The following is a 20,274-nucleotide window of genomic DNA, read 5'->3' as shown; positions in this document are numbered from 1 at the left end:
ATTCCCGCTTATTTCTTTCCCTTGGAGCGAGAGAATCCTATTTGGGTACGTGCGCAACGGAAACCGATGTAAGAACGGCTCTCGTTCTGGAACTCGAAAGTACGCATGTCCGAACGGATAAATTGTGAGACATCTTTCCATGAACCCCCTCGCACTACTTTCTTTTTCATGGCGTAGGGATCGTTCTTGGCGGCGTTGTAACGCAGATCCGGGTTCATGTCGCTCATTTGGCTCGGGCCAGACTCGGAGTAAGACGTTGAGGTCCATTCCGCCACGTTTCCTGCCATATCGTATAGCCCGAACTCATTCGGGGCGAAAGAGCCTACACGAGACGTAATCAAATGGCCATCTTCCGTATAATTACCTTTACCCGGCTTGAAGTTACCCAAGAAACAACCCTTACTGTCTTGAAGCTCGTCGGTAGACCAAGGGAACTTATTCTCGTTCTTACCTGTACGGGCGGCATATTCCCATTCTCCTTCGGACGGAAGACGGAATGGCTCTACCAATTGTCCCGGTGGCAAGCTCAAGGATTCTTTGTATAAATTCGTACGCCATACGCAGAAGGCAGTCGCTTGTTCCCAAGAAACACCGACTACGGGATAATCATCGTAACCCGGATGAGAGAAATACATACGGGTATATGGCTCGTTGTACGCATTCTTGAAATCGTTCACCCAGCAATTCTCGTCCGGGTAGATATTGACGATACGGGTATTCAAGAAATCCCATTCGCTGCTTAACGGGCGGGTGATCGTCTCGTTGATTACACGTCCTTCATCATCGATGTAAGCGGTGTCCTTGGAGATCATGACTACCTCGTTCGGATCTACCTGAATATCCGTATTACGAACCCGGTCCGCCGGGTTCAATTGATTCTTGCGGAGAGCGGCGGCGGTATAGTCGTACCACTCGTATTTATAGATCATTTGTTTAGGGTCCAAACCTTTCTCTCCGGTAACGGGATTCGTGTAATAGACACTTTCTATCGCACGTTGCTCATCCTCGTTCGCCCGTCTCCAAGGAATCGGACGGTTCCAGTCCAAATGCGGAGTGACAGGTTCCCCGTAACGGTCTTCCGTGATCTTGAACAGATCGTTGCCTCCATAAGCCGGGTCCGCCAAGCGTTCACGGATAATAGAGTCTCTCACATAATAAACGAACTGGCGATATTTGGCGTTCGTTACCTCTGTCTGATCCATCCAGAACGCGTCGAAAGAGACCCCTTTCGTCTCCGGCATGATTCCCCACAAGGAATCCTTGTCGGCGGGACCCATCTCGAACGAACCTCTTTTAACCAAGACCATTCCATACGGCGCTGGTTCATTGAACGCTACCGATCTGACACCTGTCACCTCACCGCCGGCACTCCGGAGAGATTTACCGCAGGAGGTAAGCAAGGCTACCGTTACAAGTACTAATAATACTTTTTTCATATACTATAATATACGTACACTTTTATGTCTATTTTTCCCTGTCTTCGTCTTGTTCAGCTTTAAGGCATACTTGACACATAGCTCGTGGCTACCGCTACTTGCCCGGCCTAAGGCCGTGGTCGGGAAATCAAAGGCGTAACCCGCATGGAAACGACCTAGCTTTACGCCGAACATGATGCCCACCGATTCATTCACCCGATAGGAAAAACCACCATTAAACATCTTATTATATTCCAGCCTAGCGGTAATATCCGCGTGAAAGCTTTGCATGTCTGTCAGCAAGAACACCGAGGGCTGTAATTCTATCAACGGATTCTTTAATTGAATATTGTATCCACCCATTAAATTAAGTGAACGACCTATATAGGTATAGGCGTTCTCGTCCAGTTGAAGCTCCGGTTGGGTGATATGCGTCATGCCAAACCCGGCGTAAAACCGTTTATGGGTATAGTAAATACCGAAGTTCATATCCAACCCCATGCCGCTGACCTGCTCTACGGGGATGGCTGCGTCGGTCTCTTGATGGTACTCGGACTCAACCTTTATCACCTTGGTTCCGTCGAACGACTGGTTGACTAAGCCGATTTGCAGACCTCCGCTCAAGACTCCCCCGAATAATTTATACTTATAGGCGTATTGCGCCCCTACATGTGTATTCTGGAAAAGTCCGATCGCCTCGGTAAATACAACCAATCCGACACCATGATTCGTCTTGCCTAAAGTGAGTGGCATATCTGCGGTAATGAAGAACGACTTGGGTGCCCCATGTACGCCGATCATTTCCAAGCGGGCGAGAGCCAATATATTCAAGTCCTCCGTAGCTCCGGCCACGGCCGGGTTATAATACGGTTTCGCCATGAAGTATTGACTTAAGCGTGCGTCATATTGCGCCCGTACGATTCCCGCACAAGTACACAAAAGGATCAAGATCGAAAGAAGACGTCTTCTCATTTAAACATTCACTTCACGTTGTAACTACAAACGCAGCAAATCCGGATAAATTGTATTTTCACAAAAAAACAACGAGGCAGGGGAGCTCGATCGTCCGCCACCTCGTTCTTCTATTTCTTAATTTTCAATTTTCAATTCTCAATTGAACTAGTATTCTTCCTCGTTGAAGAAGAAGTCTTCTTTACTTGGATAATCCGGCCAGATGTCTTCCATGCATTCGTAAATCTCGCCTTCATCTTCCATTTCCTGCAAATTCTCAATCACTTCTAATGGCGCACCAGAACGTTGTGCATAGTCAATAAGTTCATCCTTAGTCGCAGGCCAGGGTGCGTCTTCCAATTTTGAAGCTAACTCTAATGTCCAATACATAGCTGTCAAGTATTAATAACCGCCGAAGCGATTTGGTTCTCTATTTTTCCGCGAAAATATGACTTTATTTATTATACGCAAGTATAATCCCAAATAATTTCTTTACCGTTATTATTTATGCATTCTTTTCGTGCCAGAACGAAGAAATAATCCGATAAACGGTTCATAAATATCAATACAGGCTCCTCAACGGGGCAATTCTCGGCCAAGCGATAGATTTGTCGCTCGGCACGACGGCAAACGGTGCGGCAAACGTGTGCGAGGGCGGCCGAGCGGCATCCTCCCGGTAGGATGAACGCATGCATTTTCGGCAGCTCGTTATCCAGACGGTCTATCTCCCGCTCGATACGCTCGATGCTCTCGGGCGTTACCTTGCTCTCGATTTTCAATTCCGTGGTCGCTTGATCCGTGGCTAGGTAAGAACCGATCGTGAATAGCTTATGCTGGATGAATGATAAGAAATCAGTATCTTTCTCATCATTCAAGGCCGTGATTAATAATCCGATAAAGGAGTTCAGCTCATCTACGGTGCCATAGCTCTCGATCCGATCGTGCGCTTTCGACACGCGTTGTCCACCTACCAGTGAAGTGGTTCCTTTATCGCCTGTTCTGGTATAGATAATACTCTTCTTCATATCTGACTTGTTTTGAATCCTAAAAATAAACAATATAATCTCGTTTGTGCAATTTCTTGTTGAACAAGACAATCCCTAGCGAGTAAAGATCTAAGGTGACCGTCACTTCCGGACATGCGCAGATCTCTTCCCAAAGTTCACGCATCTTACGGCTCGCCTTGATTCCCTCAAAAACGAATACCGTGTCGTTGTGCGCGTATTTCATACATTCATTAAACAGCCAGAGGTTGTTATGTTGTTCATATAAAGTGTTGAAAAAAACAAAATCTAAGCTATTTATGTCATTTAAGGCTTGGGGAAGCAAGTCCTTATAATTACCGATACGCAAATCGACGGGATTACGTCCCTCTTTAGCGAATGCTTGACGGGCGATCGTGGCGAATTCCGGTACATTTTCCAAGGCGATACATCTCAATCCCGTGGCATAGGAGGTTAGATATAAGGTAGACAACCCCATCGTGGTTCCTATCTGGAGGATATTCTTGGACTTGAAATAGTTTGTCAAACGGAATAATAAGGCGCCATGCTTGGGCCGGATGGATTCCCGTTTCACGATCTCGCCGATGGAACGGGTCTTTCGTTTCCCCTTGTTCTGCCGGTCCGGATAGGTGATCTCTCCTTCCCGGAATAATAACTGCTTACGTAAAAGCTCTATATCATAGAAACTATAATAGGAGCATTTTTCCTCGATGACCTTCGTGATGAGGTTAAAAACGAAAGGCGAATGTACTCCGAATCCTTTACGGTAGCGGATGCCGCGGTACAAGAGCGATCCTTTTCGTAATGTATTAACCTTTGGTAGTATTTGCATTTCTTTTTGTCATTGGGCAATGAGACCTTGCCATTTACCGCGAACTTACATAAAAAAACGCAATTAGCATAAGCCTCTAGTCATTAAACGGGGTTATAATGACTTGTGCCATGCGGATGGCACAGCCGTGCCATAACGGTGGCACCAGCGTGCCATCGCAGTGGCACAGTCATGCCATCAGCGTGGCACTGGCTTTATCTTAGAAACTGGCTTTCTCCGGCTCGGGACGGATATAGGTTAATATCTGTCCGCTTAACTGAAGCAGCGAGATCTCACAGATCTTGGTGGAATATTCCGCCACGGAAAGACGCTCCTCCGCTTCCAGTAGACTGTTTTGCGCCTCACGCAATTCGATACCAGACAACTCGCCGAGTTTATAGCGGTCGATGGCGATCCGGTAGTTCTCTTGGGCGGCTACGAGGTTCTCTTTCTCTAGGCTCCATAGGTCGAGGTTGTTTTTATAGGCCATCCAGAAGTTGCTCATGTCCGCACGCAGGGCAAGTTCCAGTTCTTGGATGCGCAATTGCTGGTTCTCGATTTGGATGCGGGCGTTGCGTTGCTCACGTTTCCGGTTGAAACCATCGAAGAGGCTCATACCGATGGTCACGCCGTAATTAAGCCCCAGCCGTTGTTGGAGGTCGTAATTGCCCACTTCCGTCCAGTTCGCCGTGTAGCCGTAGCCTGCGTTTAGCTTGACATAGGGATAATAGCGGCTTTTTACCTTTTTATAATCAAGCTCGGACAATGTCTGGTTCTTTTGGGCGATCAGGAGCGAGGCGTTGGCTTCGAGGGTATTCTTCCATAGATCTACCTCGTCGAGGAACGGGTTCGGGTAGATCAAGGAGTCCTTGATCTGGATTTCCTCCTCCACATTATTTAATGCCATTAACTCGTTCAGGCGGATACGGGAGGTATGCACGACCTCCAATTGGTTTAATACCTTGGAGCTATCCGAGTTGAAGTCCACTTGAGCCTGTTGCAAGTCCAGACGGGACATGGAGCCGATATAATACCTTTCCTCCACGATCCGTAGACGCTCCTTGGAAAGGTCCAAGGTGGAACGGAGGTTACGCAAACGGATTTTCTGCCGGATCAGGTTGTAGTACTCGCTGGAAAGGTTGGCTACGAAATCCTCGATGGTCATGCGGGTGTTCAATTCTCCCATTCGCTGTAATTCTTTCAAGCGAGAGTATTCGGCTTGGATACCGAAACCGTCGAAAACCGTCCAGTTAACGTTTAGTCCGACGTTACCCGTCTCGCTGTTTATACCATTCGCCTTCTCGATCGATCCGTCTTGCAGGCTGTTACGGTTGTTATTGAAATTTCCGCTGAATCCGCCGCTCATATCTACGGTAGGCAGATAACCGGCGTTTCCCGGGGTGGCGTTATTGTCGCTGATCTGTTGCTCGTTACGAATGATACGGATGGAGTAGTTCTGCTCTAATCCGGTTTCGATACACCGTTTCAGATCGAATAGTTGCTGCGCCTCCGCCATAAAGAGGGAAGAGAAGGCCAATAGTAATGTATATAGGTACTTATTCATGTGTTTATTTATTATTCAGTAATGTTCTTTTTTCGGTTGGTGGATATAAACGAATACATGGCCGGTACGATAAACAGGGTCAAGAAGGTCGATACCAACATTCCGCCTACTACCGCTACACCCATGGCGATACGCCCTTGGGCACCCTCGCCCGTAGCGTATACCAATGGCACCAAACCGAGGATGGTGGATACGCTAGTCATCAAGATCGGGCGCAGACGCTGGGTCGCGGACGATCGGATCGCTTCCGGCAAACTAAGTCCCGACTCTTGCCGTTGATTGGCGAACTCTACGATCAAGATACCGTTCTTCGCCACCAAACCAATCAACATAATGATACCGATCTGGCTGAATATATTCATCGTGATACCCGAATAACTCATGAACATTAGCGCGCCGGCGATAGCCAAAGGTACGGTGAACATCACTACCAACGGGTCCTTGAAACTCTCGAACTGGGCGGCCAACACCAAATAAATCATCAACAAGGCCAAGATCATGGCGAACATCAAACTGGAAGAACTCTCGCGGAACTCTTTCGACTCGCCGGAAAGAGCGGTGCGGAAGCTACCATCCAGCACCTCCGAGGCGATACGATCCATCTCGTCCAGACCATCGCCGATCGTGTATCCTTTATTCAATCCACTGGAAACCGTTGCCGATACGAAACGGTTATAGCGATACAATTGGGGCGGCGCCACATTTTCCGTAACCTTAACCAAGTTATCCAGCTGGATCATTTCCCCATTGTTACTACGTACATAGATCGATTTTAAATCGACAGGGGTATTTCGTTGCTGGCGGTTGATCTCGCCCAATATCTGGTATTGCTTACCATTCATATAGAAGTAGCCCATACGCTGTCCGCTCAACGCATATTGCAAGGTTTGGGCGATGTTGCGGGTGCTGACGCCCAATAAGGAAGCCTTATCCCGGTCGATCTCGATACGTGCCTCCGGCTTGGTGAAGCGCAAGTTCACGTCCGCCATCTGGAAGACCGGGCTCTCGTTCACCTTTTGCATAAACGTGGGCAGGAACTCTTGCAGTTTATCCAAGGTCGGGGCCTGCAATACGTATTGGATAGGCATACCGCCCCGGCGTCCGCCGAAGGTGGATTGCTGTTGTACGAAGGCGCGGGCCAAGGTCTCTTTGCGGACTTCTTTCGACAAGGTCTCGGCGATCTCCATTTGCGAGCGTTCCCGTTCCTTGATATCGCTTAATATGAGGTTTAGCGAACCTCCTCCTTCCCACGAGCGGGTCATGATGGATTGCTTCTCGGGAGCGATGGAGTCGGCTATTTGCTCGATACGGTCCGCGTAGTCGCGGATAAACTCGAAGGTAGCCCCTTCCGGCCCGCGCATATTCACGGAGATCATGGAACGGTCCTCCAAAGGCGATAACTCGGAACGAATGTTCTTCCAGAAGTACCCGATCGATCCGAAAAGAAGGATAACGATAGGGATCGACCATATCTTATGGTTCAAGAACGCGTTCAACGACTTGGCGTAGATCGTGTTCAATCCCTCGAAGAACGGCTCGGTCTTCCGATAGAACCAGTTTTTCTTCTCTCTCCTCTTCAATAGCTTGGTAGCCAACATTGGTGTAAACGTAAGGGCCACGAACGAGGAGATAGCGACCGAACCGGCGATCACGATACTGAACTCCTTGAATAAGCGCCCCGTCATACCTTCCATAAACACGATCGGCAAGAATACGGAGATCAGGGTGATCGTGGTAGATACCACGGCGAAGAAGATCTCTTTCGATCCTTCGATACCCGCCTCTTTCGGGGACATGCCTTGCTCGATACGTACATATATATTCTCCGCCACCACGATTGCGTCGTCTACCACCAGACCGACCGAGAGCACGACCGCCAACATCGTCAATACGTTGATGGAGAATCCGGAGATATACATCACGAAGAAAGCTCCTACCAACGATACGGGGATAACGACGACAGGAACCAGCGTGACCCGCCAGTCGCGGAGGAACAAGAAGATAATCAATACGACCAAGAGGAAAGCCTCGTAGATCGTCTGTTGTACTTCACTGATAGAGGCCCGGATAAAGCGAGTGTTGTCATACATCATCTCGATCGTGACATCTTCCGGCAGGTCTTTTTGTAATTGCTCGATACGCTTGTAGGCTTCGTCGGCGATCTCGATATGGTTGGCTCCCGGTTGGGGGATGATAACGGTCATAACCATTGGCTCGCCGTTCTTCTTCAGTAAGCTCCGCAAGTCCTCGGGAGCTACCTCCGCACGTCCGATATCGCTGAAGCGCACGATGTTGTTGTTGTCTTCCTTGATAATTAAATCGTTGAACTCCTTGGCGGTATGCATCAATCCTAAGGTACGTATGGATAAGGAGATCGTATTTCCCTCGATACTACCGGAAGGAAGCTCCACGTTCTCGTTATCGACGGCGTTTTTCACGTCCATCGGGGTCACTCCGTAACCCGCCATCTTGATTGGGTCCAGCCATAGACGCATGGAATACCGTTTTTGTCCCCAGATATCCACGCCACTCACGTTCTCGATGGTCTGCAAACGCTCTTTTACCGTTAGCTCGGCGATCTCGCTCAACTCCATCAACGAGCGTTTGTTGCTTCGGATGGCGATCTGCATGATCGGGGAGGCATCGGCATCCGCTTTCGATACCGTAGGCGGGTCGCAGTCACGGGGAAGGTAGCGTTGGGCACGAGATACCTTATCACGTACATCGTTCGCCGCCGTCTCCATATCCACGGACAACTCGAACTCTACCGTGATGCGGCTGCTGCCTTGGCTACTCACGCTACTCAATGAACGGATACCCGGGATACCGTTGATATTCTGCTCCAACGGCTCGGTGATCTGATTCATGATCACGTCGGCGTTCGCTCCGGGATAAGATACGTTGACCGAGATAATCGGCTGGTCTACGCTCGGGAACTCCCGGACGCCAAGGAACCGGTAACCGATAAAGCCGAACAGGAGGATGACCAGCATCATCACTGTCGAGAGTACGGGCCGGTTTATACTGGTTTCTGAAATATTTGCCATCGTTCTTCTCCTTATTCAGTCAAGTTATCAATAGAAACTTTCATGCCGGTACGTAACTGCATCACGCCGGACGTGATCAGCGTATCGCCCACATTCAACCCTTGCAATACCTGTACACGGCTCTCGGTTCGTATACCGATCGTGATCTCTTGAGGCTCGGCCACGCCGTTCTTATATAAGTAAACGATGTCTTTTCCCATCTCGGGGATAACGGCCTCGCTGGGGATGGCTAAAGCGTCCTTGATCTCCCGCTTGCTGATCTCGACGGAGGTATAACGGCCGGGTAAGATATTCTCGCCCGGATTCGGGTAAGTGGCACGTACTTTCAAGGTACGGGTTGCCATATCTACCTTGCTTTCCACGGCGTAAACGGTCGCCTTATAGTTCTGCATCATACCGTCTTTCTCCATGCGGAATAGGATCGGGGTTCCGTCTTGTACCTCGGCTGCGTAGCTCTCGGGGATGGAGAACTCGATTTTTAACGGGGATATCTTGGTCAACTTGGCGATTACGGAAGAGGAGGAAGTAACGTATGCGCCCTCGCTCACGGAGCGAAGTCCGATGATCCCGTCGAAAGGAGCCCGAAGCTCTGTCTGGGCGATATTCGCTTTGACCAACTCGATATCTGCCATTAGCTTCTCGTATTCGGTGGCTACTTGCTCGTAGGCTTCTTGGCTGACGGCGTCTTTCTCCAGCAAGGTGCGTTGGCGATAGACACGATCCTTGGCTAAAGGAACTTGGGCTTCCAGCTTCTTTAGCTGGGCTTGCAGCGGCTTGTCATTGATTTTAGCCAACAGATCGCCCGCCTTTACGTGGCTACCTTCCGTGAAATAGATGGCTACCACCTTACCGGAAGACTCGAAAGCCAAATCCACCTCTTCGTCCGGAAGGGTACTTCCGGTACTCATGATCTTATCGGTTAATGATTGGTATTTCAATACCTCGGCGTTGATGTTAAGTGTCTGGTTTCGCAGGCTCGTGCCCGGTGTGGGTACGACGGAAGCGGCATCTTGGGATGCCTTGAACTTGTTTTTCAATTGAGGGTAAGCGATCATTCCCGCTATCATTAATAAGATAGCCGCCGTAACTCCCCATTTCGCTCTCTTTGTCATCATGTTCTCGTATGGTATTTACTGATAATTTACACTCGTTACTCCAAAATATATAACTAAACGCAAGTTTAGACTCCCCTTTCGTAAAAAGGTTTAATCAAAGATATTATTTTTTTGAGAGATGAATCCCCGATTGGGAAGAACGGGAAAAATAAGGGAATTAAAACGAATCTAGGGAGGAAGTCTGATCGGTTTGTGGTAGAAGAAATGAGTGTCTCCTGTCGTATAGATCTTTTCACCTATGTGAAAAGAACGTTTCACAGCCGTGATCCGATCGTTTCACATGGGTGAAAAGATCAGATCACACTTGTGAAACGATCTGTTATAGCTTATGTATGACTTTCATTAACTGCTCGCCCAAGCCAATTGTATAGCCTTGAGAGACAAATACGACACGATTGAACGTATCGGCGATCAAGAAGATCGGCAAGGTATTGGCGTTTTGCAATTTCATCGCTGTAGCCATCTCCTTTTGGATCGCCCCGTCGATATCCAGACCGTATGTGATCGTGCCCGGTAAATCGCCGAACTCTTTCGGATCGAAGTTCTTATAGCCTTTCTCGTCCGGGAAGAGAAGCACGATGCCTCGTCCCCAATCCTCCAGTTCCTTCTTCACGGCGGCGATATCACGCATCGCATGGTTTGTCGGTTCTTGGCGGGAGCCTAGAAGCGCTACGATATAGTAGCCACGTCCGGTAGTAGCTAGCAGGCTGGTCTCCTCACCGTTGTCCGCACGTTTGAACTTATTCTCGGAGTTGAAATTACCGATCACCTGTATCTCGTCCTTGCTTTCACGCATTTCCAATTGGATCGGGGTGGTCTTGTCCGCCTCCACATTGAAAAACTCGATCTCGGCCAATACGCTACCGTTTGCCATACGAGTACCGGTCACTAACATATAATTACCTTCATCCATGGATAACGGTTTCTTCAGTAATCCGCTCCAAGTATCTCCCAAGCCCATATCCACATTACCGCCTCTCTCGAAATTCAAGGTCTGTAAAGTACCGTTCGGCAAAACCTTGGCGATCGTGAAGTGACTGTAATATTTCGGGTCTTGCAGCGCCTTGATCGGTTGGTAAGAAGCGATTACCTTGCCTTGTTTAGCGGTCGTCTGTACGGCAGCCTCGAAATCGACGTCTACCCAAGCGTTGTCTTTGAAGTACTGGATCTTGCGGGCTACCGGCTCGATACGTGCCGGAATACCTAAGCTACGAGCCACGGCCACGAAGAAGATATTACGGGAGCCCTTATCAGCGATACGGGATTTCCATACACCCATCGGCATGATCGGAATACGTTGTGCGTTTAGTGCGTCGTTAATGGAGACGTTATTCTTCACCCAATCCACCAATGCCTGTGGATTCTCTATGGCTTGTTTCGCAAGGGAAGGCTCAATATTCGCGGCGAAGAAACTCTTATAAGGAGTCAGGAACTCATTGGCCACACGAGGATTCATGATATATTCATTGAACCATTCGCTTTGAACGGCCGGCGTATTATTCAAATGATCTGCGAGGACAGACGCAGGTGTATCACGTAGATCCTTAGTGGACACGACATCCAATAATGCCATCGCTTGCGCACGCTTCTCGGCGGGAGTCTCCCGTAAGAACTTCTCGATCTCCATCCAGTTACCACGGCTACCAATCATGAAATCCTCCGTCTTCATCGGGTCGATACCCAATTCTTTCGCTAAAGCCTCCGCTTTCTCTTCCGTATAGAAAGTGGCTACATATTTATTACGGATAGCGTCTTCCTCCAATAAGCGTTTGGCGTTCGCTTCCTTTTGCTCCGGTGTAACTTCCGCTGGGATAGAGCCGTCCACCGGTGGTATGATATCTAGGGCGATCGTCTCCACATCTCCCGGTTTCTTGTTCAAGGCGATCGTAACCTCTCCGTCTTTGCCGAAAGAGACCTTGCTGTAGCCGAACTTGCCGTCCTTGCTGGCCCATACCAACATATCCCCTTTTCCGGCGGATAATGAGCATTTGCCATCCGCATCCGTCTTCTTGCGGGCTACACTGTTAAACTCGGCATAATTATAAATCTTGAATTCAACCAGAGCGTCCTTCACTGGCTTGCCATTGGCATCCGTAACCGTGATAACAGCTTTAGCCGAAGGCGCGTAATTATCGATCACGTTGATCTCGGTATACCCATCGGTACGTTCCATGACATCCTCCGGGCCATTGTATTTACCGAATACTTTCGTATGCATCAACATACCCCGGTAAGCAGGGCCGTTGAACCAACCCAGATTCAATACCGGTTCGGGCTCGCAAGCGCCGAGGAAATACCATTTACCATTCACCCAAGCTTCTACCCATGCGTGGTTATCATCCGTATGCGCCCAGCGAGGCGTATATACCTGACGTGCGGGAATACCCACGGAACGTAAAGCGGCTACCGTGAAGGTAGACTCCTCGCCGCAACGACCGTAAGCGGTCTTTACGGATGCCAAAGGGGAACTTGTGCGCCCATCGGAAGGGGTATAGATAACCTTCTCATGACACCAGTGATTCACTTCCAGTACGGCATCGTACAACGAGAGACCCTTCACCCGGTCTTTCAACTCATCAAAGAAAACCATGCGGCTTTCATCCAGATTCTCATTGTTGATTCGTACCGGCAATACGAAATGGCGGAAGATATCCTCTGGGATGCTATCGCCCCAAGGCATCTCATTCCGTGCTTGGAAAGAGGAACGGATGTTTTTCAAATAGAAATCGCCACTATAGTCCGTGATGTCTCCAATCGGCATATAGGCGTACATGAAGGTTAACGCCTCCCTCTCTTCGGGAGTCATTTGATCGTTAAATACTGCGAAAAGGTCTCCGTTAGGCAGGGCGGCCTGTTTCGCTTGGAAATCGTTCTCGACCTCAGCTCGGTAAGCGGCGTCGGTAATAAAATGTTGTTGGTTGTTACAGCTCGTCCATACGAGTAATGTGAACAACAGCGCAAATAGATGTTTTTTGTTCATAAAGCGGATATGTATGTTTGCCAAAAGTAATGATTCTATGCGAGATAGAAAAATTCTCGAACAATTTGTAAGAAAGATTTGTTTTTCTATAGAAAGAATAAATCTGGTCTTCCCGTAAATTTGGGACCGGATTTCTTCTTTTTGTGTGATTATAATTGCAAAAAGTTTACGAACTTTGTGACAAAGTATCAAATCACTAATCATAAAACCCGTTTTGCGTATGTTTCAAAATCCTGAGCAAGTGCTATTAATAGCCTCGGTGATCCTGTTTTTTAGTATATTCGCAGGTAAGGCCGGTTATCGTTTCGGCTTACCCGCTTTGTTGTTGTTCCTTGGTGTGGGAATGTTGTTTGGCAGCGATGGTCTGGGCATCCAGTTCAGCGATCCGAATGTAGCCCAGTTTATCGGCATGTTGGCGTTGAGTATCATCTTGTTCTCGGGTGGTATGGACACGAAAGTTGCGGAGGTCAAACCTATCGCCTCGCAAGGTGTGGTATTGGCTACGCTCGGGGTGTTGGCTACGACCTTTATCACGGGCGGGTTTATCTATTGGTTATTTGGTTTATTTGGCAAATATGTTACGTTGACTTTCCCGGAATCTTTATTGCTGGCGGCGGTCATGTCCTCTACGGACTCAGCCTCGGTTTTCTCCATCTTGCGCAGTAAAGGGGTTTATTTGAAAGAGCGTCTGCGTCCTACCTTGGAGCTGGAGAGTGGTAGTAATGACCCGATGGCTTATATGCTTACCTTGCTTCTGATCGCTTACATACAAAGCGGAGGTATGAATATTTGGGAGGCCGGGCTATCCTTGGTCATTCAATTATCGGTGGGAGCTATCGCCGGTTTCTTATTGGGGAGACTGGCTGTGTTGATTATCAATAAGATCGATATAGATAACGAGTCTTTATATCCGATCCTTTTATTGGCTACGGCTTTCTTCACCTTCGCCGCTACGACCTTATGTAAAGGTAATGGCTATTTAGCGGTTTATATCGCTGGTTTGGTGGTTGGTAACGCTAAGATTGTTCACAAGAAAAGTATGGGGACGTTCTTTGACGGTTTCGCTTGGTTGTGGCAGATCGTGATGTTCCTTACGTTAGGCTTGCTAGTGAACCCGCATGAGTTATTACCGGTGACGGGTGTAGGTGTTATGGTGGGAGTCTTTATGATCTTGATCGCCCGTCCGATTAGCGTGTTCCTTTGCTTGATACCTTATAAGAATTTCTCCTTCAAAGGTAAACTGTATATCTCATGGGTGGGATTACGCGGGGCGGTTCCAATTATTTTTGCTACCTATCCGATGATCGCCGGGATCGAGCATGCCGGTATGTTCTTTAATATCGTATTCTTTATCACGATTCTTTCTTTACTTATTCAAGGAACCACGGTTACTCAAGCCGCAAAATGGCTGGATATGGTGGATGAGCCGGAACGAAAGGATGAGTTTGGCATCGAGCTTCCCGAGGAGATCAAGAGCGCTATGAGCGAGATCGATATTACCCCGGCGGTATTATCCCATGGAAATAAATTGATGCAGCTGACTTTACCCGATCATACCTTGGCGGTAATGGTGAAACGGGAAGGCCGCTATTTCATCCCGAAAGGAAATACGGAATTAAAGGAGAACGACAAGTTGTTAATGATCTCCGATAATGACGAGGCGCTTTTGCAGGCGTATGATTCCTTGGGGGTGAAGGATTATACGATGAAGAAGAATTGAAATAATGTGCCAATGCGAATACTCTTTGTGTAGAATAAGCATTGGCACATTATTTTATCGTACCGGGAACTCGGTTATACGTAAAGTGGTACAGCCATAAGGAATTAACTCGATCGTCTCTTCATCACCCATCGGTTCGTTGGCTTGCATGAAGAAATTTACGGGGCCGGCGGAACCTTTGAACATTTTCCATGAAGGTAAGATCCGTCCCTTTGTTTTGATCGTGATAGGGGCATTCTCTAGGTTCCATGGGTAAGGGGCTATGTTCTCTGCCTTTCTAACGACGAAATTTTTCTCTAGTTCTTCTTCTTTCAGATATTTGCGAATCAGGGAATAATTCCATGCTGAAGTAGAGGTGACCTCATAATACCATTCTCCTTTATGTGAAGACTCCGGGCGTTGATCAACCTTGCGTTCCCATTTCTCATCCATCTTTAGGGAATACAATAATGGGCCTCGTTCGATAACAACCGCATCGTCATACCAATTGCTTGTGGATATACGCATGGGTAGCTCTAGCTGGATATGATCGCCATCTTTCCATTCTCGGTTGATTCGTACGATTTCGCCAGAGTGAGCTGCGATAGAGACAGCCTCGCCATTTATCGTAATCACGGGATTATTGCACCAAGCGGGAATACGTAAGTGAAAAGGAAAAAAGGCTTTCTTGTCTTTCTTGCTAGGGAACGATAAATTGAAATCGATCTTTTCTTCAAAGGGATAATCGGTTTTCTCTGCGATTTTAACCGTGATGTCGTTTCCCACTTGGGCAGTCACTTCCGATGGTGCGTAGATAAGTGAAGCGATGCCATTATCGGCGGTGGCAAACCATAGATGTCGTGTGAATTTAGGCCAACCTTGATGTAGATTGGAGGTACAACAAGGATAACCGCTCAATTCTCCGAAAACAATGTCTGTGTCCTCGTGTGGTGAGACAAAGTTACGTCCTTCGCAAGTGATCGCTATTTGATTGACTTGCTGATAATATTGTCGTGCGGAAAAGTCATCCTTGATCTGCGTTGGCAGTACATTGTATGCGACTTTCTCTAAATGATCAGCCCACTGGACATCTCCGGTTATCTCTAACATTTTCTCGAGAGAGAACATCATCTCGACAGCGGTACAGAGTTCTGATCCTTGTGTCGGGTTACCGAAACGTAAAAGTTCATCTCCCGCCCATAATCCTGTAGGAAAACCAATCGTATGGCGCATTTTCCGTACAGCTTCCTTAACCGCTTCCAGATTTTGAGGATTATGGCTCTGTTGGTAATAAATGACAGGTTCCTTGAATCCTTGGGCGAGATTTACACAATGCAGGCTGTTTTGCCGGGCTAAATGATCTTGGTTCAAGAACACGTCGGTCCAATTGAAGGTTTGCTTATGGATTAACTCTCCTAACTCCAGAAGGAAAGGATCGCCCGTGATATTATAAAGCCAATATACGACCATCAGATTATCCCCTCCTCGTTGTTCAGCCCAGAAAGTCCATTTTCCCAGAGGACTTTTAGGTAGTTCAGAAAGCTGGTATTTGAAATAATTAGTGAGGAACGAGATAACTCTTTGATCGTTGGTAGCGGAATAATATTGTTGCAGAACTTTGAGCATAACCATTTTGGGCCACCAATCTTGTGCGTTATCCCGTTGTAAGCCGGGTTCATAGTCTCTGTCTGTATCTGGCCCGAAATATCCGTTAGGCTTTTGAGAGGCCAATGTCCATTCAACCCAAGGCTTTACTTTTTGGATCAGGGCCTCATCATTCATGATGTAAGCCAAAGGTAGTAAGCCATCTATCCAGTATGGGCCTCGCTCCCATACGTCTCCATCTCCGCCTAACCAACCGTTACGCGGTCCCATTACTTTCGTATAGATAGAATCCAGATGGCCGGTCATTCCCGTACACATTCGTTCCATTTGGATTTTTAGCCAACCTGCAGGTTTAACATCCCCAATAGGCAACTCTATATAAGGCTTAGAGGCTAATGGATAACGATTGTTCGGGTAATTAATGTTGATAGAACCTTCATTTCCCGGCAAAGTGGCAGAAAAGGAGGTAATTGAGATTAGGCTTGATAATGTTATCGTTAATAAATACTTCATTTTGATGCTTTTTTAGTTATTCGTTATAGGGGATCCATACCCTCATTTTTCCTGCTTTACGGTTATCCCACGCATAATAGGGAATGAAGGTAGCAGATTGTGCCCTACCGTTTGTTTTAATTGTTTTTATCCCATTCAATATATCGGAAACGAAGGCTGTCTGGAATGTTGTACTTGGGCTCAACTGGATTTGATCGAAATATTCCGGGTTGTCTATTTCTTCCATGCAGTATACAAGTGGCCCTCGTTGAATCACCCGTTTGCCGAAATTTTCCTTGACATGCGGATCTGCCGCAACAATTTCCACGGGCATATCCATATCTAGAGCGATTACATCTTGCGATTTCCAATCCTTGATTACCGCATAGCCTTTTTCCTCAGACACGTTTATTCTCTTACCATTGATACTTAAATCATAGGTTTTGCACCAATTCGGAATGCGGAGGCGTATCTCTTTCTCCAAAGGCTGAGACGTAGAAATTGTTAGTTTTACCGATCCATCCCACGGATAGTCCGTTTCTTGTGTTAATAGGATATCAGTCTCTCCTATCCGTATTTGCCCCGTATTTCCGATATATAGATTTACCCATAACGCATCATCGGAGGAGGCGTAGATATAATTTCCGATAGAAGGCAAGAAGCGTGAAAGCTGACTTGGGCAACAAGCGCAACCATACCATTCTTGTCTATGGTGATCACCCTTAGATTCCAGCGGATTGACATAGAAGAAACGGTCTCCACCCAAGGAGATACCGGCAAGCGCACCGTTATATAAAGAACGTTCCAGTACGTCGATGTATTTAGAGTCTCCGGTAAGTTGGTTCATACGTTGGTTCCAAAGCACCATTCCGACAGAAGCGCAAGTCTCGCAATAAGCATCTAGGTTCGGTAAATCGTAATCCTCCGTAAACCCTTCGTTATCCCGGGATGAACCGATTCCCCCGGTGATATACATATTGCGGTGTACCACATCATCCCATAGACGATCTATGGCGGCTATATATCCCGTATCATTCTTCAAGGCAGCCACATCAGCCATACCGCAATACAAATACATACATCGTACCGCATGCCCGGAGATATCGGTAAGTCGCCGGACGGGAACGATATCTTGATAGTAAACCGGGTCCCATTTACCTTCATCACCCATAGTGCCGTGACCGTGTCCACGTTCCTCCAGCAGCCAATAAGCGAAATCCAGATATTTCTGCTCTTGGGTGGTTTGATAAAGCTTGACAAGCGCCAGTTCTATTTCCTCATGTCCCGGTACCCAATGTCTTTTTCCCGGACCGAATTGGCTCATCATATGATCTGTCATGCGGATACATACGTCTAATAACTTGCGCTTTCCAGTAGCTTGATAATACGCCACTCCAGCCTCAATCATATGTCCGGCACAGTACATCTCATGTTTGTCCATATTGGTCCACCGTTTATCCAATCCGGTGAGTGTATAGAAGGTATTGATGTAGCCATCTGGTTGTTGGGCGGCAGCGAATTTATCAATCCATTCGTCCGCCTTCTTCTCCAGCTCGGGATCCGGATTGTTGATCAGGCTATAAGCCATACCTTCTAACGCTTTATATACGTCGGAATCATCAAAGAAAATGCCGGAATGCTCTCCTTCCCCTTTCGCTGCATTCTCGAAATTACGGATACGTCCGGTTTGATTCTCTATTTGATCGATACAGACAGGCAAGGTCGCCGAGACATGTTTGCTGAGTCTGGGTGACCAAAAGTTGTCATTGATTTTCACATGAGAGAAATCGATCTGCTCGATCATCTTCAAAGGCTGTTCCTTTATATCTTCTTTAGAGGTCTGGCACCCTTGCAAAAGAAAGGCAGACGCAGCGAGTAAAAGGTATTGCTTCATATAGCTTTAGAAATTGAGATTAAAGGAGGGTATGTCAATATAGAGACATACCCTCTATGTTATTATTGATAATTCGGATTTTGTTCCAGATTCGGATTGGTATCTACTACTTTTTGAGGTAAGGGAAATACCGTTTTATAATCTCCATTCGGCTCATGAGATAACCATTTAGCTTTTGTGAAATGACCGAAACGTATCATATCTCTCCGGCGATAAGATTCTCCAGCGAATTCCCAACCTAGTTCATCATAGAAACGTCCGAATTTTTCTGGATAAACTTGATTTTGCGAAGTTAATACATAGTTTTCTACCGTACCGTATTTGTAACAGGATTTTTCTTGTAATTGCGCTCCTGAGACAATTGCTTTTTCAGGATGTTCTTTAAAAGCTCTTTTTCTGACCATACTTACAATAGACGCTGCTTGATCTGCTTTCCCAGTACGTAAAAGGCATTCTGCTTTCATCATATGGACTTGCGTAAGTCTGAATAAGACCAAATCATTATTTAGTTCACTTCTGGCTCCCATCTCAACCTCATATTTTAACCAGCGATATCCTTCTGCCTCACCAGTGAAAATTCCGTTGGGCATTTTGTTGACGAAGATAAGCGGTTGTCCCATTAAGTCATAAGAGCCTGTGAGAGGTGTCCCGTCAGATGCGTATTGAGGACCTCCTAGCCAAGTCGCATTTAAACGTTCGTCATCTGGATCATAGGTGTCGATGAATTGAGGTATTCCTTTATAGGCCCCAGCTCCCCAAGGGCTTCCAACTAGATCATACGTTTTTTGGTTTGCTCCGTGTAAGGCGGCTAAATGATAGTTAAATCCAGTGGCAAATATTTCATCATAAGGAATGACTAATATATTTTCTAATGAGTTTTCATTGTGTGCCTTAAATGGATCGCTATAATTAATGTCTAAACTGTATTTTCCTGAATTAATAATATCATCACACTCTTGAATACAAGCATTCCATTGGGGATCACCTGTATATACTTCTGCGTTCAAATATACGTTAGCGAGGAGGGCTTTAGCTCCCCATAATGTGAATCTTCCATAATTAGATTCATTTTTCTCTGTTGGGAGATCGCTGAAAGACTCTTTTAGTTCTTTGACTATAAAATCATAAAGATCCTTCCGGGATGTTTTTACAGGTAATTCTGAGGTGGGTTCCGTTACTAAAGGAGCATCTCCGAAATTATCCATGATGTACCAGTAATAGAAAGCACGTAATGCTCGAGATTCAGCGATCATGGCAGCCTTGTTTTCATTTGCGGCAAAAGGAAAATCATCTTGGTTGATAATGCTGATAGCCCGGTTTGCCAAGATAATTCCGGAATAGCAAACTTCCCATAAACGATTCACTTGTAATTGTTCGGAGTTCCATGAATGTTGATGCATTCTACGAAATACACCTCCATCATCCCAACCGGAACCATTAGCGGGGAACACTGCGGCATCGGTACATATTTCTTGACTCAGCATTGGAGCTTGTCCGGAACCGCAATATCCCCAATCTTGAAGATTGGTATAAGCGGCACCAACCACTTTAGTTGCGTCTCCAGCTTCATATTTATAACTATCTTCAGTAATGTCAGAGAAGATTTCTTCGGTTAGGTCTGTGCAGGAAATAAAGTTCAATGAACAGCAACCTAATAATAAGATATTTATATGTTTTTTAATTGTATTCATGAGTTT

At 46.8% G+C, this 20,274-nt stretch carries 13 protein-coding genes; 1 reads left to right on the top strand and 12 read right to left on the bottom strand.

The window, feature by feature from the left end; all coding sequences use genetic code 11:
* Window positions 1-8: 8 nt before the first annotated feature.
* The 9 genes from porK to NBH07_RS10830 form a co-directional block, all read right to left on the bottom strand.
* The gene (gene porK, locus NBH07_RS10870) at window positions 9-1,436 is read right to left on the bottom strand and encodes a T9SS ring complex lipoprotein PorK/GldK (RefSeq protein ID WP_005863265.1); all 1,428 of its coding nucleotides are present in this window, start codon (window positions 1,434-1,436) and stop codon (window positions 9-11) included.
* 3 nt (window positions 1,437-1,439) lie between these two features.
* Window positions 1,440-2,387, bottom strand: coding sequence for a PorP/SprF family type IX secretion system membrane protein (locus NBH07_RS10865; RefSeq protein ID WP_008772936.1), 948 nt, complete (start codon window positions 2,385-2,387; stop codon window positions 1,440-1,442).
* A gap of 147 nt (window positions 2,388-2,534) precedes the next feature.
* A complete protein-coding gene (locus NBH07_RS10860) occupies window positions 2,535-2,756 on the bottom strand; it encodes a DUF2795 domain-containing protein (RefSeq protein WP_005633363.1) in 222 nt (73 codons plus the stop codon).
* Between the two features lie 71 nt (window positions 2,757-2,827).
* Entirely contained in the window at window positions 2,828-3,391 is a 564-nt protein-coding gene (locus NBH07_RS10855) for a cob(I)yrinic acid a,c-diamide adenosyltransferase (protein ID WP_005859850.1), read from the bottom strand.
* A 19-nt stretch (window positions 3,392-3,410) separates the two neighbouring features.
* Complete coding sequence (locus NBH07_RS10850; RefSeq protein WP_156682561.1) at window positions 3,411-4,202, bottom strand: O-methyltransferase; 792 nt, start codon at window positions 4,200-4,202, stop codon at window positions 3,411-3,413.
* Window positions 4,203-4,401: 199 nt separating this feature from the next.
* Window positions 4,402-5,745: a TolC family protein gene (locus NBH07_RS10845; protein WP_048927056.1), complete on the bottom strand. Its 1,344-nt coding sequence runs from the start codon at window positions 5,743-5,745 to the stop codon at window positions 4,402-4,404.
* A gap of 11 nt (window positions 5,746-5,756) precedes the next feature.
* A complete protein-coding gene (locus NBH07_RS10840) occupies window positions 5,757-8,792 on the bottom strand; it encodes an efflux RND transporter permease subunit (RefSeq protein WP_009016565.1) in 3,036 nt (1,011 codons plus the stop codon).
* An 11-nt stretch (window positions 8,793-8,803) separates the two neighbouring features.
* Entirely contained in the window at window positions 8,804-9,904 is a 1,101-nt protein-coding gene (locus tag NBH07_RS10835) for an efflux RND transporter periplasmic adaptor subunit (protein ID WP_039848557.1), read from the bottom strand.
* A 322-nt stretch (window positions 9,905-10,226) separates the two neighbouring features.
* Window positions 10,227-12,887 carry a transglutaminase domain-containing protein gene (locus NBH07_RS10830; protein ID WP_250833509.1) on the bottom strand — a complete coding sequence of 887 codons (2,661 nt, stop codon included), beginning with the start codon at window positions 12,885-12,887 and terminating at the stop codon, window positions 10,227-10,229.
* A 220-nt stretch (window positions 12,888-13,107) separates the two neighbouring features.
* Between NBH07_RS10830 and NBH07_RS10825 the strand changes: the two genes are divergently transcribed.
* Window positions 13,108-14,607 (top strand): potassium/proton antiporter, encoded by a 1,500-nt coding sequence (locus tag NBH07_RS10825; protein WP_009275279.1) that lies wholly within the window; start codon window positions 13,108-13,110, stop codon window positions 14,605-14,607.
* A gap of 54 nt (window positions 14,608-14,661) precedes the next feature.
* Here NBH07_RS10825 and NBH07_RS10820 read toward each other — a convergent pair whose 3' ends face one another.
* The 3 genes from NBH07_RS10820 to NBH07_RS10810 form a co-directional block, all read right to left on the bottom strand.
* A complete protein-coding gene (locus tag NBH07_RS10820; protein WP_009016561.1) occupies window positions 14,662-16,704 on the bottom strand; it encodes a beta-L-arabinofuranosidase domain-containing protein in 2,043 nt (680 codons plus the stop codon).
* 16 nt (window positions 16,705-16,720) lie between these two features.
* The gene (locus NBH07_RS10815; RefSeq protein ID WP_009016560.1) at window positions 16,721-18,577 is read right to left on the bottom strand and encodes a glycoside hydrolase family 127 protein; all 1,857 of its coding nucleotides are present in this window, start codon (window positions 18,575-18,577) and stop codon (window positions 16,721-16,723) included.
* Between the two features lie 62 nt (window positions 18,578-18,639).
* Entirely contained in the window at window positions 18,640-20,268 is a 1,629-nt protein-coding gene (locus tag NBH07_RS10810; RefSeq protein WP_008772926.1) for a RagB/SusD family nutrient uptake outer membrane protein, read from the bottom strand.
* Window positions 20,269-20,274: the final 6 nt, after the last annotated feature.

Origin of the sequence: Parabacteroides sp. B2-S-102 (assembly GCF_023656665.1) — a bacterium.
In the GTDB taxonomy this organism is placed as follows: Bacteria; Bacteroidota; Bacteroidia; order Bacteroidales; family Tannerellaceae; genus Parabacteroides; species Parabacteroides distasonis.
This window is presented reverse-complemented; position numbering and strand designations above follow the sequence as displayed.